This is a genomic window from Streptomyces yunnanensis (assembly GCF_029011865.1).
Lineage (GTDB): Bacteria > Actinomycetota > Actinomycetes > Streptomycetales > Streptomycetaceae > Streptomyces > Streptomyces yunnanensis.
In genome coordinates, this window is the sequence record NZ_CP095749.1 from 8,842,248 (window position 1) to 8,861,338 (window position 19,091).

General features: G+C 70.3%; 16 protein-coding genes and 4 pseudogenes. 10 read left to right on the top strand and 10 right to left on the bottom strand.

Annotation, left to right across the window (positions count from 1 at the left end):
• Positions 1–51 precede the first annotated feature (51 nt).
• Positions 52–1,305 carry an acyl-CoA dehydrogenase family protein gene (locus tag MOV08_RS38600; protein WP_420834249.1) on the top strand — a complete coding sequence of 418 codons (1,254 nt, stop codon included), beginning with the start codon at positions 52–54 and terminating at the stop codon, positions 1,303–1,305.
• Here the strand turns inward: MOV08_RS38600 and MOV08_RS38605 are convergent.
• Positions 1,274–2,368, bottom strand: a complete 1,095-nt coding sequence (locus tag MOV08_RS38605; protein ID WP_275310788.1) for a sugar ABC transporter permease — start codon at positions 2,366–2,368, stop codon at positions 1,274–1,276. The genes MOV08_RS38600 and MOV08_RS38605 overlap by 32 nt on opposite strands.
• Positions 2,365–3,609: an MFS transporter gene (locus tag MOV08_RS38610; RefSeq protein WP_275310790.1), complete on the bottom strand. Its 1,245-nt coding sequence runs from the start codon at positions 3,607–3,609 to the stop codon at positions 2,365–2,367. The genes MOV08_RS38605 and MOV08_RS38610 overlap by 4 nt, the downstream gene beginning before the upstream one ends.
• A 229-nt stretch (positions 3,610–3,838) precedes the next feature.
• On the opposite strand from MOV08_RS38610, the gene MOV08_RS38615 reads away from it, so the two are divergent.
• Both MOV08_RS38615 and MOV08_RS38620 read left to right on the top strand, forming a co-directional pair.
• Positions 3,839–4,672, top strand: a complete 834-nt coding sequence (locus MOV08_RS38615) for a hypothetical protein (protein WP_275310791.1) — start codon at positions 3,839–3,841, stop codon at positions 4,670–4,672.
• A 263-nt stretch (positions 4,673–4,935) separates the two neighbouring features.
• A complete protein-coding gene (locus tag MOV08_RS38620; protein WP_052287170.1) occupies positions 4,936–5,589 on the top strand; it encodes a sigma-70 family RNA polymerase sigma factor in 654 nt (217 codons plus the stop codon).
• Positions 5,590–5,793: 204 nt separating this feature from the next.
• On the opposite strand, the gene MOV08_RS38625 is transcribed toward MOV08_RS38620, so the two are convergent.
• The 4 genes from MOV08_RS38625 to MOV08_RS38640 all read right to left on the bottom strand — a co-directional run bounded on the left by MOV08_RS38625 (position 5,794) and on the right by MOV08_RS38640 (position 10,328).
• Positions 5,794–7,929: a glycosyltransferase family 39 protein gene (locus MOV08_RS38625; RefSeq protein ID WP_275310792.1), complete on the bottom strand. Its 2,136-nt coding sequence runs from the start codon at positions 7,927–7,929 to the stop codon at positions 5,794–5,796.
• Between the two features lie 251 nt (positions 7,930–8,180).
• Positions 8,181–8,921: an SDR family NAD(P)-dependent oxidoreductase gene (locus tag MOV08_RS38630; RefSeq protein WP_275310793.1), complete on the bottom strand. Its 741-nt coding sequence runs from the start codon at positions 8,919–8,921 to the stop codon at positions 8,181–8,183.
• A gap of 151 nt (positions 8,922–9,072) precedes the next feature.
• Positions 9,073–9,459 carry a hypothetical protein gene (locus MOV08_RS38635; protein ID WP_275310794.1) on the bottom strand — a complete coding sequence of 129 codons (387 nt, stop codon included), beginning with the start codon at positions 9,457–9,459 and terminating at the stop codon, positions 9,073–9,075.
• Positions 9,460–10,028: 569 nt separating this feature from the next.
• Positions 10,029–10,328 (bottom strand): hypothetical protein, encoded by a 300-nt coding sequence (locus MOV08_RS38640; RefSeq protein ID WP_275310796.1) that lies wholly within the window; start codon positions 10,326–10,328, stop codon positions 10,029–10,031.
• Between the two features lie 186 nt (positions 10,329–10,514).
• Here MOV08_RS38640 and MOV08_RS38645 point away from each other — a divergent pair, with 186 nt between their 5' ends.
• Positions 10,515–10,694: a hypothetical protein gene (locus MOV08_RS38645; protein ID WP_275310797.1), complete on the top strand. Its 180-nt coding sequence runs from the start codon at positions 10,515–10,517 to the stop codon at positions 10,692–10,694.
• A gap of 246 nt (positions 10,695–10,940) precedes the next feature.
• Here the strand turns inward: MOV08_RS38645 and MOV08_RS38650 are convergent.
• A pseudogene (locus tag MOV08_RS38650) lies at positions 10,941–11,598 on the bottom strand (inositol monophosphatase family protein).
• Between the two features lie 103 nt (positions 11,599–11,701).
• Positions 11,702–12,004, bottom strand: a complete 303-nt coding sequence (locus MOV08_RS38655; protein ID WP_275310798.1) for a hypothetical protein — start codon at positions 12,002–12,004, stop codon at positions 11,702–11,704.
• 237 nt (positions 12,005–12,241) lie between these two features.
• On the opposite strand from MOV08_RS38655, the gene MOV08_RS38660 reads away from it, so the two are divergent.
• Entirely contained in the window at positions 12,242–12,475 is a 234-nt protein-coding gene (locus tag MOV08_RS38660) for a S1 domain-containing protein (RefSeq protein WP_039638857.1), read from the top strand.
• Positions 12,476–12,838: 363 nt separating this feature from the next.
• On the top strand, positions 12,839–13,549 hold the full coding sequence (locus MOV08_RS38665) for a transglycosylase SLT domain-containing protein (protein ID WP_275310799.1): 711 nt from the start codon (positions 12,839–12,841) through the stop codon (positions 13,547–13,549).
• Positions 13,550–13,646: 97 nt separating this feature from the next.
• Here MOV08_RS38665 and MOV08_RS38670 read toward each other — a convergent pair whose 3' ends face one another.
• A complete protein-coding gene (locus MOV08_RS38670; RefSeq protein ID WP_275310801.1) occupies positions 13,647–15,668 on the bottom strand; it encodes a glycoside hydrolase family 5 protein in 2,022 nt (673 codons plus the stop codon).
• A 375-nt stretch (positions 15,669–16,043) separates the two neighbouring features.
• On the opposite strand from MOV08_RS38670, the pseudogene MOV08_RS38675 reads away from it, so the two are divergent.
• The 4 genes and pseudogenes from MOV08_RS38675 to MOV08_RS38685 all read left to right on the top strand — a co-directional run.
• Positions 16,044–16,223 (top strand): annotated as a pseudogene (locus tag MOV08_RS38675) (IS5/IS1182 family transposase); the annotation flags it as partial.
• A gap of 110 nt (positions 16,224–16,333) precedes the next feature.
• Positions 16,334–17,065 carry a DUF4232 domain-containing protein gene (locus MOV08_RS38680; RefSeq protein ID WP_275310803.1) on the top strand — a complete coding sequence of 244 codons (732 nt, stop codon included), beginning with the start codon at positions 16,334–16,336 and terminating at the stop codon, positions 17,063–17,065.
• Between the two features lie 502 nt (positions 17,066–17,567).
• Positions 17,568–17,702 (top strand): annotated as a pseudogene (locus tag MOV08_RS44275) (MarR family winged helix-turn-helix transcriptional regulator); the annotation flags it as partial.
• 181 nt (positions 17,703–17,883) lie between these two features.
• Complete coding sequence (locus tag MOV08_RS38685) at positions 17,884–18,675, top strand: class I SAM-dependent methyltransferase (protein WP_275310805.1); 792 nt, start codon at positions 17,884–17,886, stop codon at positions 18,673–18,675.
• Between the two features lie 87 nt (positions 18,676–18,762).
• On the opposite strand, the pseudogene MOV08_RS38690 reads toward MOV08_RS38685, so the two are convergent.
• Positions 18,763–18,952, bottom strand: a pseudogene (locus MOV08_RS38690) (transposase); the annotation flags it as partial.
• Positions 18,953–19,091 lie beyond the last annotated feature (139 nt).

The following is a 19,091-nucleotide window of genomic DNA, read 5'->3' on the forward strand; positions in this document are numbered from 1 at the left end:
GTCGGATTGTCGTCTTCATGGGTTCCCGGTGCCCCGAAGGAGGCCGTGGACGTGATCAACGCCGAACCGAGCGACATACCCAACCCGGACCCACCGGATGAAACCGCCCCGCCCGAGCCGCCTGCCGACCCGTCGAACGGACTGGGCGAGCGCGTGGCGTCGTTCATCCAGCAGCGGGTCATCCCGTACGAACAGACACTGGAAGCGGGCGGCCCGGCCGCCCGAGTCGCCCGACGCAGACTCCAACACGACGCGAAACACGCGGGGTTGTGGGCCCTGCCGCTCCCCACCGAACTCGGCGGCCAGGGACTGACGCTCTCCCAGTACGCGCACCTGGCAGAGGTCGAGGGAGCAAGCGATCATGGCCCGGCCGCTCTCGGGTCGGCGCCACTGCTGGACGTGCTGATGCTCGCCCGGCACGCCACCGAAGCCGTACGGGAACGGTACCTGCGTCGGATCAGCGCCGGCGAACTGCGCATCTGCTTCGCCATGACCGAACCCGACACCCCCGGCACCGATCCCACACTCACCGCGACCCGCGCCACGGCGGACACCAGCGGGACATGGACGGTGCACGGTCGCAAGTGGTTCATCACCGGCGCGGGCGAGGCCGACCTGGTCACCGTACTGGCCCGTACGCGCGGCGGTGCCCCCGAGGCCGACGGGCTCTCCCTGCTGCTCGTGCCGACCACCGCGCCGGGCTTCCGTGTGGTGCGGGAACTGTCCGTGCTCGGCACCGGAGGACAGTGGGAGATCGCCCTCGACGGCGTCACCGTGCCCTCCGACCACGTGATCGGTCCGCCCGGCCGGGCGCTGGGGATCGCCGGCGAACGGCTTCGGCTGGGGCGGGTGCTGCGCTGTCTGCGCTGGCTCGGGCAGGCACAGCGCGCCTTCGACCTGATGTGCCGGCGCGCCCGGTCACGCACCCAGGCATCCGGCCCGCTCGCCGACCGCCAGCTCGTCCAGCAACTCGTCTTCGACGCCCTGCTCGCCATCCGCACCACCCGACCACTGGTGTACGAAGCCGTCACCCGCCTCGCGGCCGGCGACGACGCCCGGACGGAAACCGGACTGGCCAAGGTCGCCGCCGCACGCATGCTGCAACAGGTCGCCGACGCGGCCATCCAAGTGCACGGTGCGGCAGGGCTCGGCCCCGACACCGTCCTGCCGGGGCTGTTCCGCGCCGGCCGAGCGGCCCGGCTGCTCGACGGTCCCGACGAACTGCACATCGCCGCGGTGGCCCGACGTGCCCTCCGCGACCATGCGGCCACACCTACACCGCGAACGGCTCCACCGCCCCCATGAACATCGCCAGTCCCAGCGCCAGGAAAAAGTCACCCCAGATCAGCTCGTGCTGCGTGGCCAGTCCCCGCTCGGCGTCGTAGCAACCGTCCAACAATCCGCCGGTTGTCGACAGGTGCGACGTCGACAACCGGCGCAGGATCTCCCCGGCGCGCCGCGACAGTTCGCGAGACGCGCGGTGCCGGCCTGCCGACCGTGCGAGCGCGGCCAGCTTCAGCGCGGCGACCGCCTCGATCGCGGCCGCTGACGTATCCACCGGACCGGACGCACGCCCCCGGCACGCCAGGGGGACCAACGGGGCCTCCCGGCCGAGACGCAGCGTGACCAGTCGCCGGACCGCCGCCGGTGGGACGCCCGGCTCCCCCTCTCGCGGCGGCGCGATGTGGAGCCCGTCCGCGGCTCCCAGCAGCAGCCACGCCACGGTACGGCTCCACCCCGGCACCGGATGCGGATACCCCGTCCAGCCGCCACCGGGCCGCTCCTGCCACGCCGGTCTCGGCGGCTCCTCGGACAGGCACAGCTCCAGATGGGTCGCCAGATGCCGATACGCGGCAACCCGGCCTCCGCCCGGCACGGCTGCCAGCAGTGGCACCAGCCCCGGCACCGCGTCCGCCCGAGCGAGCATCCTGGGGCCGCCGAAGGCTCCGCCCCACGGCACCAGACCCCGTTCCGGCTCGTAGGCCGCGAGACACACCCGCGCGGCCCGTGCCCGCAGTTCCTCCGCTCCGCGGTCGCCACCGAGCGCGGCGGCGAGCGCCGTGCCGTACCACAGCACCAGGCCGCGCGCCGCCGTGTCCTGCCCGATCCAGTACTCCAGACGCCGGGTGCAGTCGGCCGCCACGGCCCGGTCGCACGGGTCGGACGTGGCCAGCGCACGCAGCCACAGCAGCCCCGCCCAGCAACCACCGGTCCACGAGCCCCGCGCGATCGTCGTCCACCGGCCGGTACCCGGATCCGCGTACAACGGGAAACGTTCGCCCACCTCGGCCACCGTCACCCGCACCCGCTCCAGCACCGCTCCCCACGCCCGGACCACCCAATTCGCCGCGCCTGCCGCCTCGTTCACGTGCAGGAGCGTTCAGCAACTCGGGCACCCCGCAGCGCCATGGGCAGTGCCACCGCCGCGGCGCCCGCGAACTCCGCCGCCACCAGCAGCCAGCCAGGCCCGTAACCCGCAGTCGAGACCAGTACGCCGAACAACGGGGGGCCGACGGCGAACCCGGCGAAGAAGCCGGCCGAGACCAGTGCGGAATCCCGTCCGGCCCGCCCAGGGGCGGCCTGCCGGATCACCAGGACCATCGACACGGCGTTCGCCGCCACCGCGAACGACCCCACCGCCACCGCGGCGACCCACACCAGGACGGGCACCCCGACCGCGGCGCACAACGTCAAGGCGGCGCCCACGGCCCCGGCCGCCAGCAGCGCGGGCAGCGCCTCGCCCCGGCCCGGCCGTCCCGCCGTACGCGACCACACCACGCGCCCGCCGATGCCCGCGACCCCGAGCACCGCCACCAGCACTGCGGCCACCGTCGGCGACAAACCCACACGCTGCGAACCGAACAGCGCCAGATACGTGTTGACCGAGGCGATCCCGCAGCCGAGCAGCAAGGAGTACAGCGCCAGCCTCACCACGACAGCCCGCCGCCACACCACCGGACGCCCGACATCGGGCACGGTGGCCAAGGCTGTCCGGTCGGGTGGCAGCACACCTATGCCCCACGCCGCCGCCACCGCCGCCAGGCCCGCCGCCGTCCACACCGCCTCGCGCCAGCCGATCGCCGCCGCCAGGACGGACAACGGAAGCCCGGCAGCAAAGGCGCCGAACTGCACGCCCGACTGCTTCCACCCCGTGACGCCGGCGCGCCGCTCGGGCGGAACCCTCGCCAGGATCAGCTTGTTGGTGGCCGGATTGGCCAGGGCCTGCGGGAGGCCCCCGAGCCCGACGGCCGCCAACAGCGCCGCCGTCCCCGACGCGGCCCCGACCAGCGCCAACGAGACGGCCACCAGCAGGAACAGCGCCACCAGGAACCGCCGGGGCCCCGCCCTGTCCACCAGCCTGCCCGCGACCGGCGACAGCAGCGCCGCGACACCGAACCCCACCGTCGTGGTGAGCCCCAACTCGGTGCGTGACAGGCCCAGTTCACCGACCAGGCGTGGCCCGAACGCGCCGACCAGAAAGAGCTGCATCATCGAGAGGGCCATCGCCGCCGTCAGCAACGCGGTGATGGCCGTACCCGACGCGGACGGCCGGGCCGTGCCACCCCCGGAACTCGATATGTCGGAATCCGTACGCTTTCCGGTCCGCATGCGGCCCTCCCGTCGGTCCGGTCCCGTCGCCGGGATCAGTCCAGTCAGTCGTCCGGTCCGGCCCGTCAGTTCCCGGAGATCCGCCCGGCACGCCGTACCCCTCGACGGCCGCAGTCCCCGGCGGGGAGCCCCGGCGCATGTGGGGCGCACGACGGCGGCGTGTGGGGGCGCGCAGAAGAGTCGCGTCCGCCCTGTCGTCTCCCGTGCAGGCGATGGCACGATTCCGGCCATGACTCCCGGGCCGGCTTCACGCACCACCCGCGCCGCGGTCTTCGCGGCCGTCTGCGTGCCGACGACGGCCCTGGGGCACTCCCTGATGTCCGAGGGAGCCGTTCCCTGGTGGGGCTTGGCCGCGGCGTTCGCCGGCACCTTCGGGGCGGCGTGGCGGCTGACCGGACGGGAGCGCGGCGCACTGTTCGTCGTCGGCGCCACCGTCACCGCCCAGCTGGTCCTGCACTTCCTGCTCTCCCTGGCGCAGACGCTGGCGACCGGCCCGCCCGGCGGCCGGTGGCACGGCATCGCCTGGGCCCGGCACTTGGTGTGCGGCATGTCCGGGCACCAGGGTGCCTGGCACGGGCAGCGGGCAGCGGACCTGCTGCCGCGCCACGCCGGGCCGGGCATGCCCCTCACCCACGTTTCCGCTCCGCCGCCCCACGACGGCACGAGCGCCGCGGGCTCTCTACCTGGTATGGAGGCCATGCCCCACGCCGGCATGGCACACATGGGCGGCGCGGCCCCGCCGGTGGGCCACCAGCTGGACCAGATGACGCTCGCGCACCCTGGCCACGGTCACCTGGGCATGCTCCTGGCCCATCTTCTCGCCGCGGCGGTGTGCGGGTGGTGGCTCTGGCAGGGTGAGGCCGCCGCGTTCCGGCTCGCCCGCGCCGTGGTCGCCGTGGTCTTCGCGCCGCTGGTACTCGTCCTGGCCGTCCTGCGCCGGACCGGACCGCGCGCCCCGTCCACCACGCCGGCAACCGCCTTTGCCCCACCCCTGTGTTGTGGGGCACTGCTGCAGTACACCCTCTCGCGCCGAGGCCCGCCCACGATGCCCCGCTGGCACTGACCGATCGTCCCGGCGCACCTTCCTCCGGTGAGCGTCCCCTCATCGGAAGCGACCCGGCGGCGAGCGAAACACCGGCGTGCCCGGACACCCCGTCGCCGTCATGCGGCGGCACCAGGACGTGGCATGCCCGCCAGCACCTGCCTCTGTAGCCCCGGCGTGCCTGCCGCCGTGCCGTCTTCCGGCCTGCCACGCCTCAGGGGCGACTCATCGACGGGCGTCTGCCCGCACTCGGGCGGCCCCGCAGCCGAGAAGGACACCAGGTGATGACTCCTGCCCACATGGCACCCGGCCACCCATCGCGATCGACCAGGAACGACGAGAACGTGACCCGCTGGGCGCTGGCCGCCCGCAGCGGGAACCCCGAAGCGGTGGAACGCTTCGTCCGGGCCACCCACCGTGACGTATGGCGGTTCGTGGCCCACCTGAGCTCCGACGTGAACATCGCGGACGATCTGACCCAGGACACCTATCTGCGAGCGCTGACCAGCCTGCCGAGGTACGCCGGACGTTCGTGCGCCCGCGTCTGGCTGCTGTCGATCGCCCGGCGGGTGGTGATCGACCGCTACCGGTCCGCCGCCGCCCGCCCGCGCATCGTCAACTCCGTGGACTGGCAGACGGCGGCAGAACGGGCACAACCCGCCGGACTCCCCGAGTTCGACGAGGGCGTGGCGCTGCGCGACCTGCTCGACGCCCTGGACGACACCCGCCGGGAGGCGTTTCTCCTCACTCAGGTGCTCGGACTGCCCTACGGCGACGCCGCGGCGGTGGCAGGCTGCCCCGTCGGCACGGTGCGCTCGCGGGTGGCAAGAGCCCGGGCGGACCTGACCGGTTGGTTGAACGCGGCCGAACGCGACGCCACCAGTCCCACTCGGACCTCCTGGGATCCCTCTGGCGAGCCGAGGTACCGGCCCCGCTGAGACCTCTCCGTGTGTGAGAGACGCATGAGCGGGCGGCCGCGCACAGCGTGCTGAGAGCCGGACCCGCTGTCGGGCCGGGTGGTGCTGACCTGGAGGAACAGCACCACCCGGAGGCCACGAGCGCCCCCGATCGGATAGACGACGCCGCGGGCCCCGCCTCCGCCCCTGCTCGCGGCCCGTGCCGGGTACGGACGCCGACACCCGTCAGCGGCCTGGTCCGCACCGGTAGAGGGTCTGGGCAGCGCGGCTTGCTCGGGCCGGTGCGGTCGTCGGGGGCTGCGCACCGTCGTAGGCCGAGGCGGGGACGCGGGCGCAGGCGTGCCGGACCCAGTCGGTGATCCGGGTGGCGGGCGTCGTGCCCCGGCCGGTACCGCCGCCGAACATCCCGGCCATGCCGTGTGTCTGGCCGAGCAGGACGTAGCGGACCTTGCCCGCCTCGACCAACTTCCGGAACCGGACCGCGGTGGGGAACGGGACCTGGCCGCTGAAGCCGCCCAAGGGAAGGACGTGGGCACCGGTGGCCAGGATGTACGGGGAGGCGCCGTTCCAGCCGTTGGTGGCGAAGACGTACTCCGCCGACCCCTGGTGGGCGGTGGCGAAAGCGAGCAACTTGCGCTGTTCGGACGTCAGTTGGCCGCTGGAGTCGCCGAAGCCGTCCTTCAGGTGCCCACTGCCCGGTGACATCGCCGCCCCGTGGCCGCTGCGGTGGGTGCCGGTCGGGCCGACCGTGCCCATCCCGGAGCTGCCGTAGGTCGGGTTGAAGACCTGCACCGCCCATGCGCCAGGCGCGAGCAGCACCGCGGCGAGCGACGCGCCGAGACCGGCGAGGGCGACTCGGCCACCGCGCCGGGTGCCGCCCGGGCGGGCGAGGACCAACAGGACGACGGCGATCAGTGCCAGCGCGCCCATTGCCGGCACCAACCACGGCAGGAACGAGGGGAACTCGGCGGCGAGGTAGGCACCCCAGGCCACCGTCGCGGCGACCGCGCCGGGGAGCACCCATCCGCGGCGTCCTCCGGCCCGGTACGCGCCCCACAGCAGAGAGAGGCCGCCGCCGGCCAGCGCGGCGAGCGGCACCGCGATCACGCCCATGTAGTACGTGTGGCCGCCGACGCTGCCCGCGCTGAAGACCAGGAAGTACGTGGTCAACCAGGTGCCCCAGAGGACGAAGCCCGCGCGGATCCGGTCCGTGCGGGGCCGGCCCCGGCGCCAGAGCAGGCCGCAGACGACCGCGACGGCGGCGAGCGGGTAGAGCCAGCCGGTCTGCGACGCCAGCGATGGGCCGAACATCTTCGACCAGCCGTCCTGGCCGCGGTCGCCGCCCCCGCCGAAGCCACCGGGCCGGCCGCCGTGGGACGGGACGGACGGATGGCCGGCACCCGCCCGGACGCCGTGCGACGCACCACCGCGATCCGCCTCCTGGCCGCCGCCGTGGCCCCCGCCTCCGCGCGTCGCGCTGATGCTGCCGGTGGAGGCGGCGCTGATCCCCAGCGACGAGAAGCGGTTCAGGAAGTTGTAGCCAACCACCATGCTGAACGCGGAGTTGTTCGTGGTGCCGTCGACATACGGCCGATCCTTGGCCGGGGTGAGGGCGGCGACCACCATCCACGAGGCGGAGACGGCGACCATCACCGCCGTGGAGATCCCGAGCCGCACCAGCCGCTTCCGCAGGGGGACCGGTGCCGAGAGCAGATACACCGCGGCGAGCGCGGGAAGGACCACCCACGCCTCCAGCATCTTCGACTGGAAGCCGACGCCGACCCAGACGCCGGCCATCACCAGCGGGCGCAACCGACCGGCCTCCGCCGCACGCTGGGTGGCCTCCGCCGCGAGCAGCACGCACAAGGTGAACAACGGGTCCTCGACGGCAGTGCGGAACAGCCCCACCGCCACCGGCGTCAAGAGGAATGCGACGCTCGCGATCAGTGCCGCATTGTCGCCCGCCCAACGGCGCACCACCCGGTACAGCACCAGCAGGCTCGCCACCCCCTCCATTACCTGAGGGAGCGTCAACGCCCATGGGTGGAAGCCGAATATCTGGGCGGAAAGCGCCTGCGGCCAGAGGAATCCCGGCAGTTTGTCGAGGGTGATGGAATTGCCCGGGTCGAAGGAACCGTAGAAGAACGCCTGCCAACTCTGCGTCATACTGCGCACGGCGTTCGCGTAGAAGGTGTGGTAATGGCTGTGGTTGATCCCCCACGCGTAGAGCACGGCGGCGAGCACGGCGATGACGAGCAACGCCGGACGCGCGTAGGCCGGCCGACCCACCGGAGATCGCCAGGGCGCGCGACGGGGGGCGCCGCCGGTGGGAGCGGTTCTGTCGAGGACTGTCGTAGCCATGCGCAGAAGTCTTCGGCATGTTCGGGGCCCGTTGTGTCGCAGTCCGCCGTTTCAAGGAATTTCTCACCGGATGCGGGGGAATTCTTTACCGACCTGATTCCGCCTTTAATCCGTGCGGCACGATTCATTACCAGCACCGGGTGTCACACGGGAACGACACAGGCGATACCGCCGGGGCGGGACGTTGTTCTCGACGTTCTCGATGCACGTCCCGGGCCCGGGCGGGCGGCGCCGCGTGGGCGGGTGGCCTCTCAGGTCAGGTTCAGTCCGCCGTCGAGCACGACGACCTCGCCGGTGAGATAGGTGTTGGCGATCAGCGACGCCACCAGGTCGGCCACGTCGGCGGGCTGAGCCGGACGGCGCATGGGCGCGCGGTCCCGCCACAGCTCGTGCGCCTGCGCCCAGTCCTTCGTCATCGGCGTGTCCACCAGACCCGGGGCCACCGCGTTGACCCGCACCGCAGGCCCGAGCGCGGCCGCGAGCAGCCGGGTCACGTGATTGAGCGCGGCCTTGCTCGCCGCGTACGGTACCGACGAGCCCTTCGGGCGCACTCCGGCGTGGCTGGTGACGTTCACGATGCTGCCGCCCGCGGGGGATTGGCGCAGCGCCGGAAGTGCCGCTGTGCACAGCACCCACGGCGCGATCAGGTTGACCTCCAGCAGCTGGCGCCAGTCCGCGGGTGTCGCCGCGGCCAGGTCGTCGTGCGGGATCGGCCAGCTGATGCCCGCGTTGTTCACCAGCACGTCCAGCCGCCCGCACCGGTCGAGCGCCGCCTCGACCAGCCCCCGGGCCTCCTCCTCCACCGCCAGGTCCGCCCGCACGTACTCCCCGCCGAACTCCGCCGCCAGCGCCTCCCCGGCCGTGGCACTGCGCCGCGAGTGCACGACGACTCGCATCCCGTCCGCCGCCAGCCTGCGCGCGACGGCCTCTCCGATCCCCGACGTGGACCCGGTCACCAGGGCTACGGGCCGATCTGCCTGTTCGATCCTCATACCCACGGATCCTGCCATGGCTTGCCCACGACAGGTCTGCTGATGAGCTGATGACAGCGTTCTGCTACCCAGGAGACGGCTGTTGAGCCCCGACCACTTGCGCGGGCGGGGAGGGGAAGGAAAGAGCTCGGCCGGGCTGACGTACTGCCCTTCATCCTGCCTTGGGTGGAGAGGGCACATAGGCGTTGAGGTGTCTGCCGGGCATCAGCGCCCGGCGGAGCGGAAGCGCGGTGCCGAGGACGAAGATGCCGAAGAGCGTGATCGGCAAGAGCCCTACGGGGCGGAGAAACGTGGTCGGGTGAGCCATGACCGCGTGCCAGGCGACGGTCCAGTTGCCGACCAGGTCCGCGAGCATCACCGCGGCACCGAACAGCGGCGCAGCAGGGCGGGCGCAGACGATCAACAGCGCGACCAACGGATCGAGCAGCAGGAGTGCGTGGAAGAGCAGTTGGACGGGCATCGGTGCGTAGCTGTAGGCATCCAGGCCGCCCGTCGCGAGAAAGTATCCGTGTGCTCCCGCTCCTTCCAGAAATCCCACCACGTACACCAAGGCGGTGCACCGGACCCGCGCCGAACGATCCCCCCATCGCATAGCGGTCACCCTAGGGCCTGTCGTCAAACTCCCGTCGTTCGCCCGGAGGGCGGGCCTCGCGGCGTCTGGTGCGTGCGATCTCAAGGCGGAGGGTCATCCCGGTACCGGGTGTACCGGGATGAGCCCGACAACGCAGAGAGCGCGCGTGCCAGGCGTCGCGAGGCAGGCGGGAGTTTGACGACAGGCCCTAGCTCGTCCTCGAACGGCATTCTCGTGGGAGCGGGCGTGCTTCTCGGCGTTGGAACCGGTGTGCGCAGTGCGTACCGCCGACCAGGCATCCATGATGTCGACCCCGACCCGCAGTCCACCACCTCGACGGTCGTGGGCTGCCAGTCGAGACAGGTGAACTCACTGCCCGTCATCTGGCGATGGGCGGCCTGCCACGGTTCCTGCCCGGACCTCACCTTCGCCCGCACGTGATCAAGCTGTTCCGCACTGAACAGAACACCGGGGTGGGTGAACGGCACGGTCGTCACTGCGTCCTCCGCGTCTGCCGGGCGCGCGATGGATCGAGGTCAGTCGATGGTGATCCTGGCGTACCGGTGCCCGGTCCAGCCGTTCTCGTCCCCGCGATGGCGGTGGCCGACCATGACCTTGCCCGAAGGGGCCTCCCTGTCGCCGGCCTGACTCTCTTTCCACTCCTTGTCCCAGTTTTCATCAGGCGTCAGGTGGTCCCACCGGGTCACGAACCCGCCAACTGGCGTCGGCGTCACGGTCTTCAGCGCGAGTGCGGTGTCCCGCAACACCGTGTCCCGCCCCACCTGATACAGGCTTCCGCCCGCGATCGAGGGATCGTCGATCCGCAGACCGTTCATATACAGTTCGTGGCTGTCGCCGGGTGCATGGTGCCACTCCAGCCTCACGACCTGACGCCCATCTGCGAGGCGCTCCGAGAAGGTCAGCAGTGCGACAAAGTCATCGGCCGGCCGTGCGCGGCCATCAAGCTCCTGCGCACACTTGCCGACCGGAACAGGAACGGAAAGCCGATCAACAGGCTGTACATGAGCGAGATGGTGTACGTGCACGGCACCGCAAAAGTCCCACAGAACCTCCGCGCCTACCACGGCAACGGCAACACCTGCTCATGGACGGCCCACTCCTGCGACAAGTGCGAGAAGCGGATCCCCTACCTCCTTTGCATGGTCCCACTCGACCACATCGAAGCCGAAGCCCCGCAGTAGGATCCAGGCCCCGCCACCGCAGCGGAACCGCCTTCGCCCGGCACCGGACGGCTGATCGTCAGGCCAGTTACACCCGACCGCCAGGCAACTTCACGATCCGAACGGGCAGAAGCGGACGCACACAGCTGCGCTGACGCGGTCAACGGCTGTCCTTCCGGCGGCGATTGCCACAGCGTGCCCCTGGTTCACTTGCCGGGCAAGTATGCCGACGGTCCAGGCGCCGTCTTCCGGACATCGGGCTCAGCACTATCCGTGGATCAACGACATCAGCAACCGGTGGGTCTCGGCGTCGGCGGCCACGACAAGTCCGCGGCCTGCCGGGCCGATGGGGCCGCTGTCGGTTCCGGTGACCGCACAGCCGGCGGCCCGGCACACAGCGATGCCGGCGGCGAAGTGCACACTCCGGGAGAGGTCGCCACCATCGGTGACGTACGCGGCGCGCTTGCCGGCCGCGACCCATGCCAACGCCAACGTCGTGGACACGACCCGCGGCCGGAACCGCTCGACGAACCTGGGGTGGGCGAGCAGGTCCACGGCCCGGAAGCCGGGCGCACTCGGAAACGGCGGATCGAGGTTGACGTCCACCAGTTGACTGGCGGGCGTGGGCGCCAGCTCCGTATCAACCCCTTGACGGCGCACCCAGGCGACCTCACCGTCGCTGAAGAAGACCTCGCCGCTGAACGGGTCGGCCACCGCCGCCGCCCCGTCGCGCAGCGCCACGTTGACGGCCACCAGCATGTTGCCGACGGCGTAGTTCAACGTGCCGCACAAGGGATCCACCAACCACTGGCGGGCAGCCGCGGCCGAGCTGCCGGCCGTGCATGGTGCGGACCACGTCCGCGCCGGCACATGCTGCGGCTATCGCCACCCTGGCATCGTCGGAACTCTCGTACGAAGCGGTCACGCCCGGCAGGGTATCGGGCCGCTCCGCCGTACCTGTGCCGTCACAGCACCCATGTGGTGTCTGGCGGGTGGCGGGGAGCTCCGAGGGGTGCCTCGGGGTCTGGTCAGGATTGCCACCTGATGGCAAATGGCGTGAAAACACCAGGAGTTGTCGCAGTGGTCGCCCAGCCCAGCCGCCGCGGCGCGGAGCTGCACAGCGGCACCACGGTTCTCATCGGTACGCCCGCCGTGGCCAACAGACCCACCATCAGCGGCACACCCAACACGAAGAGCGGCACCGTCGCAGCGGCCCCACCACCCCAGGCCCTCAGCACCAGCCCGAAGCCGAGCGCCGGCAACACGGCCGCCAGCGCCGCCCAGACCAGTAAGAGATGCAGGGCGGTCAGTGCCCCTCTGCCACTTTTCATATGCGGAGCCTGTCAGCTGGCGTACTGACGTACATGAGTACGCGTACTCGGCACAGAACCCCGCCGCCTGGGGTGCTCCTGGACGCCATCGGGGCGGTTGAGGCAGAGCTGCCGGGCAACAGCGGGTAGATGTAGCGAACTTGATACGCCGGACCAGGATCCGCACGGAGTCAGGAGGGGAAGGAACCCCAGCAACAGTCAATTACTTGCGCAATTGAGAAAACGGGAGGTGGGCGGATGGCTGACAGGGTCAGCGGTGTCGTCCGGTGGTACAACCAGGTACGGGGGGTGGGGTACATCGACGGGGACGACGGCCGCGAGATCAGGGTGGACGGTCGCGCCATCGAGGACGGCACCTTCGTCGTCGAAGGGCTGCGTGTGACCTACGTCCCCATGGAAGACGAGAACGGCTGGCACGCGGAACACCTGAACATCGCCAAACACCCTCAGGGGGCCGCCGGCCACGAGTGACCCGGACGAGCTGCCGTCTCGGGGGCAAGCGGGCGAGCCCGTTGCCCCCGAGGCGGCGATGGGTCGGCCCGAGCCCGCGTCGGGGGGCCCGGCCGCGTCGTGCACCGCGGTCTCGGGCCGGGCTGGATGGGCGTGCACGCGGGCCACGAGCAGGGCCGTCTCGGCGGCCCCCCGGGCCGACCCCCCTGCACCTGCGGCGCTCGTGGCGATATCGCGACGGGCGTGCGCGGTCGGTTCCCCCGTGTGGCAATCCCCACAGGCGCTTGCTCGATTGCGCGATCATGCAACTATTGGGGACTCCACAGCGTCCCACCCGTCATCGACACATCAATTCCGGATGAACCGACCGGACGGACTGGGGACATGCAAGAACAGCAAGCCGGAGCGACGGACAGTGGCCGGGCATGGAGGCAAGATCAGCAGCCCGCGCATCCCTCTTGGGAAGAGTCGTCGCCCGCCACGGTGTACCGCGCCTCTCCGGCGGGGAGGGGGGCCAGGCACCCCGGTCGCCGAAGGGGGCGGGCGGCGCTGGCCCTCGGAGCCGTACTCATACTCGTCGCCCTCGGGGTCGTCTGGTGGCTGACCCGGCCGCCCACACTGCCCAGCATTCCCCCTCAGTATCTGGCGACCGTTCAGTCCGCCACCAAGACCTGCCCGGAACTGAGCGTTCCGATGATCGCCGCGCAACTCGACGCGGAGAGCCACTGGGATCCGCGGGCGGATTCCGGCCAGGCCCAGGGCATCGCGCAGTTCCATCCGTCGACCTGGGCTGAGTGGGGCAGGGACCACACCGGCGACGGCAAGGCCGACGTGTGGAACCCGGCCGACGCCATCCCGGCCCAGGGCGCCTACATGTGCCACCTGTTCAAGCAGGTCAAGGGCATCCCCGGAGACCCCACCCAGCTCGCTCTCGCCGCGTACAACGCGGGCCCCGGCGCGGTGCTCAAGGCCCAGGGCATCCCGCACATCTCCGAGACGCAGAACTACGTCAAAAGGATCGAGGCGCTGATCCCGAAGTACACCCAGACCTACGCCAAGCAGATCAGCGCGTCGCCCAGCCCGTCGGGCAACTGACGACCACACGGTGCCGAGCGCCTTCCGGTTCCCTCCGGGGCGGCGGCCTCCGGTCGAGGCATGCCGGGATGCTCCTGGCCAGTCGGTACGGGGTGGATCAGGTGAGGGGGCGGCACAGCAGGGCGTCGGGTCGGCCGAGCTGCAGCGACTTCCAGGTCATGGCGACGCCGGCGACGTACTCGTTGTCGGCGCACTGGCCCTTGTAGTCGTTCTCGGCCCAGTCACTGCCCTTGGCGCCGCCGGTGGCGGGCCGGTTGTCGCCCTTGTCGAACCACACGCTGCGGCCCGTGGTGGGCAGCGGGGTGGCGGAGGGCGCGCAGAGCAGGGAGGCCATGGCGGGGCCGTTCATGCTGTACCCGACCGCGAAGCTGCTGACCGGGCACTGGAGCTTGTTGTAGCCGCTGGCCCAGTCGCCCTGCTTGACGTAGTGCTCGTCGTCGACCATCTCCCACGCGCCCGCCGCCTTGAGCGGCTCGGCCACGTCGGTGCACAGGCCGCGGCCGTAGCTGCGGCTGAGCCCGATCAGGCGCTCGGTGTCGGGGCAGTTGCCCTTGGAGTTGCCCGGGCTCCAGTCCGCCTTGGCGAGCATGGTGCGGGAGAGATTCCAGTCTCCGTGGTCGATGTCGACGATGTTCCAGTGGTTGACCGGGGCGATGCGGCCGCTCTTGGCAGGGGCGTTGACCAGCTTGTTCCAGTCGGCGGCCCGCCAGTCGCCGTCGTCCTCGACGCCGAGCTTCTTCCCGGACGCGTCGTAGGAGATCAACGCCCAGTTGTCGTTGGGTGTGCCTTTGCCGTCGCTCCAGCCCACCAGCGGCCACTGGGCGAAGTCGGTGTCGTTCTTCACCAGGATGTCGGTGAAGTTCTTGAACCAGGCCCTTTCCTTGGCGTCGGTGGAGCCGCGCCCGGCGGCGCCGAACTCGCTGACCCACACCGGGGCGGTGAAGTGCTTCCCCTCCTCGGTGACGAACAGCCCCTCGTCGTTCACGACCTGGGCGAGCTGGTCGGGGGTGAAGTCCTCGTAGCGCGGATCGTCGGTTGCTCCCGGACCGCTGCCGGCGCCGGTGTTGGCCGGGCCGGTGTAGCCGTAGAAGTGCACCGCGTAGACCAGCTTGTTCGAGTCGATCAGGGTGTGGGAGAGGGCGTGGACCGGCTTGAGGTCCGGACGCTGGTGGGGGAAGGGCGCAGCGGGGATGCCCTGCCAGTTGATGCCCTCCATGATGATCAGCAGGTCGGGGTCGACCTGGAGGATCTTGTTCCCGGCCTGCTCGAAGGCGGTGTACTCGTCGTGCTCGTCGCCCCGGCCCCAGTTGGCGTCGTCCCAGGTGTCGCGGCGGACCTCGTTCCGCAGGTCGGCACCGACCACGCGCTTGTTGTTCTGGTAGCGCTTGGCCATGAACACCCAGTCGTCGATCCACTGTTGGGTCGACTGTCCGCTGTTCCAGCGCTCGTTGCCGTCCAGGCCGCAGCAGAAGCGGTAGCTGGTGGTGTGGTTGTTGAGGATCACGGCGAAGCCGTCGGCGGTCAGCGTCGCGATGACGGCGTCGAACACCTCCAACGGCGTCTTCCCCTTGAGCTGCGGGTTGGCCGCGACCGCGGTGTCCGGCACCACGGTCTTGTCGTGCACCAGTGCGTTGGCGAACGGCAGCCGGATGCTGTTGACGCCGAGGCTGTGGAAGTCGGCCATGAGCCGGCCGATCGGGGTGCGGTCCAGGCCGAGGGGGATGTTGTTCGACTTCTGGTGCGCCTGATGGTTGGCCACGTCGTTGACGTCGCCGCTTCCCACGTACGTCCCCTGAGCGCCGGCCCAGTTACCGGACTTGAGTTTGAAGCGGTCGCCGTCGGCATCGACGATGTACCGGCCCCGGGTGCTCAGCGGGCCGGTCCACGAGGCCGCGAGCTCGTCGCCCGTCAACGCGGCGGGAGCCGAGGCGGCCACGGTGTCCGGAGCGGCGACGGTGTCATGGGCGGCGCCGGATTCCGGAGCGGCCACGGCTCCGGGGACGGCCACGGCCAGCAGCGCGGCGGCGGCGAGCAGCGCGGGTATGCCACGCGTGACGGATCTGATGGATCTGACGGATGTGACGGATCTGGCGGATCTGGCGGATCTGACGGTTCTCATGAAGCCCTCCGGGTGTGGTGGGGGGTGAGGGAACAGGGCGGTGCATGCCTCGGGCCGTTGGCCCCGGCCGCGGCCTCACCAGCCGCCACGCGCGTCCACGGCTGGCCGTGGACGATGGCACGGCCGCCGACGGGCACGGCGAGATGTCGTCCACCGCCCTTTGCTTGAGCGGCAGTTGGCGGATCACCGTACACCGCGACCCGGTCGGCCGCACCACCGAAGCCGGCGGCTTCGGCCACGAAGACCTCGGCCGGCGGCGCGCCCCCGTCGAGACACTGCGCACCCCGGCCTTCGCCGGTCTGCGTCGAGCTGTTCGTCCTGGACGACGGCTGGTTCGACGCCCGCTCCCGGCCTTCGGTCCGCGCCTGAGGGCCCACTGCCCACGCCTCCGGCCTGGGAACCAGGCAGCGGGTAGTGGAGCAGACCATCGCACTCCTCCACTGGTTCAGACGCCTGTGAATCCGATGGGAGGCTCGCGACGACACCCACGAAGCATTCCTCAAGCTCGCCTGCTCACTCATCTGTTGGCGCCGCCTGCAACCCGCGTTGGGTTAGGAGCTCTTAGTCGGGTGTTAGCGGAGCGTCAGCCTGGCGATAGTGGCCCTGGCCAGAGTGGGTGTCGTACGCAGGAGAGACCGACACCGACTTCCCCGGGGGAATCCGAAATGAGCTCCAGCACCACTGCCACTGCCACTGCCCGCATCGTTCGTCGCCGTACCCTGCGTGTTGCGGGCACGGCCTTGACCGTGGCTGCCGCGTTTTCCCTGACGGCCTGTTCCGGTTCGGACGGCGCTGCCTCCAAGCCGGGGGGCCAGTCGGGCGGGGGTGTGGCTGCCGAGGCCAGTGGTGCGGGTTCTTCGGCCGGAGCGCAGGGTGCCGATGCTCCGGCGGGGAACGCGAAGTCGGGCTCTGGCGAGGGCACCTCCTCCCACGCCGGTTCCGGTGGTACTGCCTCGTCCCGTGCTGGTTCCGGGGGCGGTGCGGGGAAGGGCAAGTTCTGTCGTACGAGCGACCTGGTGATGGAGGCCGTGGACAGCTCGCCCGACCAGAAGGTGGGCGAGGTGACCGTTCAGATGACGAACAAGGGTGGCAGGACCTGCTCGGTGACGGGCTTCGCGGGCGTCGACCTGAAGGACGCCGATGGCACCTCCGCTCCTGTCCACCGTGGTGGTGAGCAGCCGCGCATCACGGATCTGAAGCCTGGTGACACTGCCACTTTCAGCATCTCCTACGCGGTCGACTTCAGTGGTGACAGTCTTGCGTCGCCGACCAACATCATCGTGACGCCGCCGAACGAGACCCACAGCGTGTCCTTGAAGTGGCCCGCGGAGGCGCTGAAGCTGGCCGGCCCCTACGACGAGAAGATCAAGGTCCACCCTGTGGGCATCGCCAACTGACCACCGCGAAGGGGGCTGGCCCAGATGCATAGATCAGCAACTTCTGGACTGACGTGCTGACACAGCGTGACACATCCTGACAGGTGCTGATACGAGCTGACAGGGGCAGGCAAGGGTGAAGGTGCCGCCGGGGAACGTGTTCTCCGGCGGCACCTTCACCTTGTGAACAGGCACCTTCGCCTTCGCCGTCGAGCCCGAGCCCATGCCGGGAGCTGCCTCGACCTTGACCATATGGTTTAGATGCCTCAACTATTTCTTTGGCACCGAACACCACTCCCGGGAAGAGGCCGCTCAGGTTCAAGATCGGCGTCGCCCTCCTCGTCGTCTGTGGCCTGACCTACCTGGGCGTCCTCGTCGTCCTCTTCCTGCCCACGTCGACGGGCAGGCCGCGGCCACGAAATGATGCGCTCGATGGCTACCGACGAGACGACGGACAAGCGCGCGCTGGCCGCGCGGATCGACCAGCTCTTCGTGGACCTGCGGGCCCAGTGCGAACGTCACCCCCAAGGAGCTGGCCGACAACCTGGGGGTCTCCAAGGGCGCCGTCAGCCAGCACCTGACACGCCTGGAGAAGGACAACTGCATCTCCAGACAGCGAAGCCCGCACGACGGACGCGTCCACGTGTTCAGGCCCTAGAGGAACGCGGCACGGCCTACCAGCAGTTCTTGCGCCGGTGCGACCAGGAGCTCTTCGAGACCTACGCGGCGAAGCTCTCAGCAGCCGACATGCAGGAGATCGAGTCGGCACTCGAAAAGCTGAAGCGGGTCTTCGAGGACTGAGCCTGTCCGGCGGATCGTGTGACTACTAGGCTGCGACGATGGAACGCGTAACGGATGTAACGGACACAACCGATGTAACCGACGGCTCTGCCCAGTCCGCAGGTCGGGACCAGGTGAACGACTATGACAGCTTCGCCGAGGTGTACTCGGCGGAGAACGAGAACAGCCTCGTGAACGCGTACTACGAGCGGCCCGCGATGTTAGCCCTCGCCGGAGACGTCGCAGGTCGTCGGATCCTGGACGCCGGGTGCGGCTCCGGCCCCCTGTCCGCCGCACTGCGCGACCGCGGTGCGGTGGTCACCGGCATCGATGTCAGCGCCAGGATGCTGGCGCTGGCGAGGCGGCGCCTGGGTGACGATGTGGCCCTGCACCTGGCCGACTTGAGCGACCCTCTGCCGTTCGGCGACGGTACGTTCGACGACGTGGTCGCCTCGCTGGTGCTGCACTACCTGGAGGACTGGGGGCCGACGCTGACCGAGTTGCGGCGGGTGCTCAGGCCCGGCGGCCGGTTGATCGCCTCGGTGGACCACCCTTTCGTGGCCTACACGATCCAGGATCCTCGGCCCGACTACTTCGCGACCACCAGCTATACCTTCGACTGGATGTTCAACGGGCAGACCGTCCCGATGAAGTTCTGGCGCAAGTCACTGCACGCGATGACCGAAGCCTTCGCCACCGCCGGCTTCCGCCTCTCCACCATCAGCGAGCCCCAGCCCGACCCTGCCGCCCGTGAACTGTTCCCCGACGGCTTCCAGGACCTTTCGACCAAGACCTGCTTCCTGTTCTTCGTCGTCGAGGTACCGCCGTCGGCGACCGGCTCGGACGACTAGCCAGTCGAGGGCCACGAACGGAGCCCGCTCCGCTCGTGGCCCTCGACGCCCTGTGTCCCCGCGCTTGTAGATCCTCTTGTCGAAGCCGACGGGGCGGCCGCCCTCACCGACGAGATGGATCTTGCATGTCAAGCCGCCCCGAGGGCGTTCGGGGCCCTCGTCGGGTCGGTGCTGCCGGGGGCGTGCTTGTCCCACGTGCCGCCCGCTGACCAGCGTCTTGCCGCCCGTAAACGATCTCCCGCGAACCGAAACCCGCAGGCAGATCCCGCCATGGCAGCCTGCCTGGTGCGCAGCGGGTACCGGATCCCGTTGAAATGTCACTTTGTGTTAGCCTCAAACGTTCGGATGGCCGTGACGGCCGGCGACTCCGTCCGTGCGATTCCCCTTGTTCGTCCTGTTCATCCTGTTCGTCGCTG

Bases quoted from the DNA above. Each gene is read 5' to 3' on its own strand.
- MOV08_RS38615 (WP_275310791.1), top strand. From the start codon at position 3,839: ATGACTCCCGGGCCGGCTTCACGCACCACCCGCGCCGCGGTCTTCGCG.
- MOV08_RS38655 (WP_275310798.1), bottom strand. From the start codon at position 12,004: ATGAAAAGTGGCAGAGGGGCACTGACCGCCCTGCATCTCTTACTGGTC.
- MOV08_RS38670 (WP_275310801.1), bottom strand. From the start codon at position 15,668: ATGAGAACCGTCAGATCCGCCAGATCCGCCAGATCCGTCACATCCGTC.
- MOV08_RS38620 (WP_052287170.1), top strand. From the start codon at position 4,936: ATGACTCCTGCCCACATGGCACCCGGCCACCCATCGCGATCGACCAGG.
- MOV08_RS38645 (WP_275310797.1), top strand. From the start codon at position 10,515: ATGAGCGAGATGGTGTACGTGCACGGCACCGCAAAAGTCCCACAGAAC.
- MOV08_RS38680 (WP_275310803.1), top strand. From the start codon at position 16,334: ATGAGCTCCAGCACCACTGCCACTGCCACTGCCCGCATCGTTCGTCGC.
- MOV08_RS38660 (WP_039638857.1), top strand. From the start codon at position 12,242: ATGGCTGACAGGGTCAGCGGTGTCGTCCGGTGGTACAACCAGGTACGG.
- MOV08_RS38625 (WP_275310792.1), bottom strand. From the start codon at position 7,929: ATGGCTACGACAGTCCTCGACAGAACCGCTCCCACCGGCGGCGCCCCC.
- MOV08_RS38610 (WP_275310790.1), bottom strand. From the start codon at position 3,609: ATGCGGACCGGAAAGCGTACGGATTCCGACATATCGAGTTCCGGGGGT.
- MOV08_RS38640 (WP_275310796.1), bottom strand. From the start codon at position 10,328: ATGAACGGTCTGCGGATCGACGATCCCTCGATCGCGGGCGGAAGCCTG.
- MOV08_RS38685 (WP_275310805.1), top strand. From the start codon at position 17,884: ATGGAACGCGTAACGGATGTAACGGACACAACCGATGTAACCGACGGC.
- MOV08_RS38665 (WP_275310799.1), top strand. From the start codon at position 12,839: ATGCAAGAACAGCAAGCCGGAGCGACGGACAGTGGCCGGGCATGGAGG.
- MOV08_RS38630 (WP_275310793.1), bottom strand. From the start codon at position 8,921: ATGAGGATCGAACAGGCAGATCGGCCCGTAGCCCTGGTGACCGGGTCC.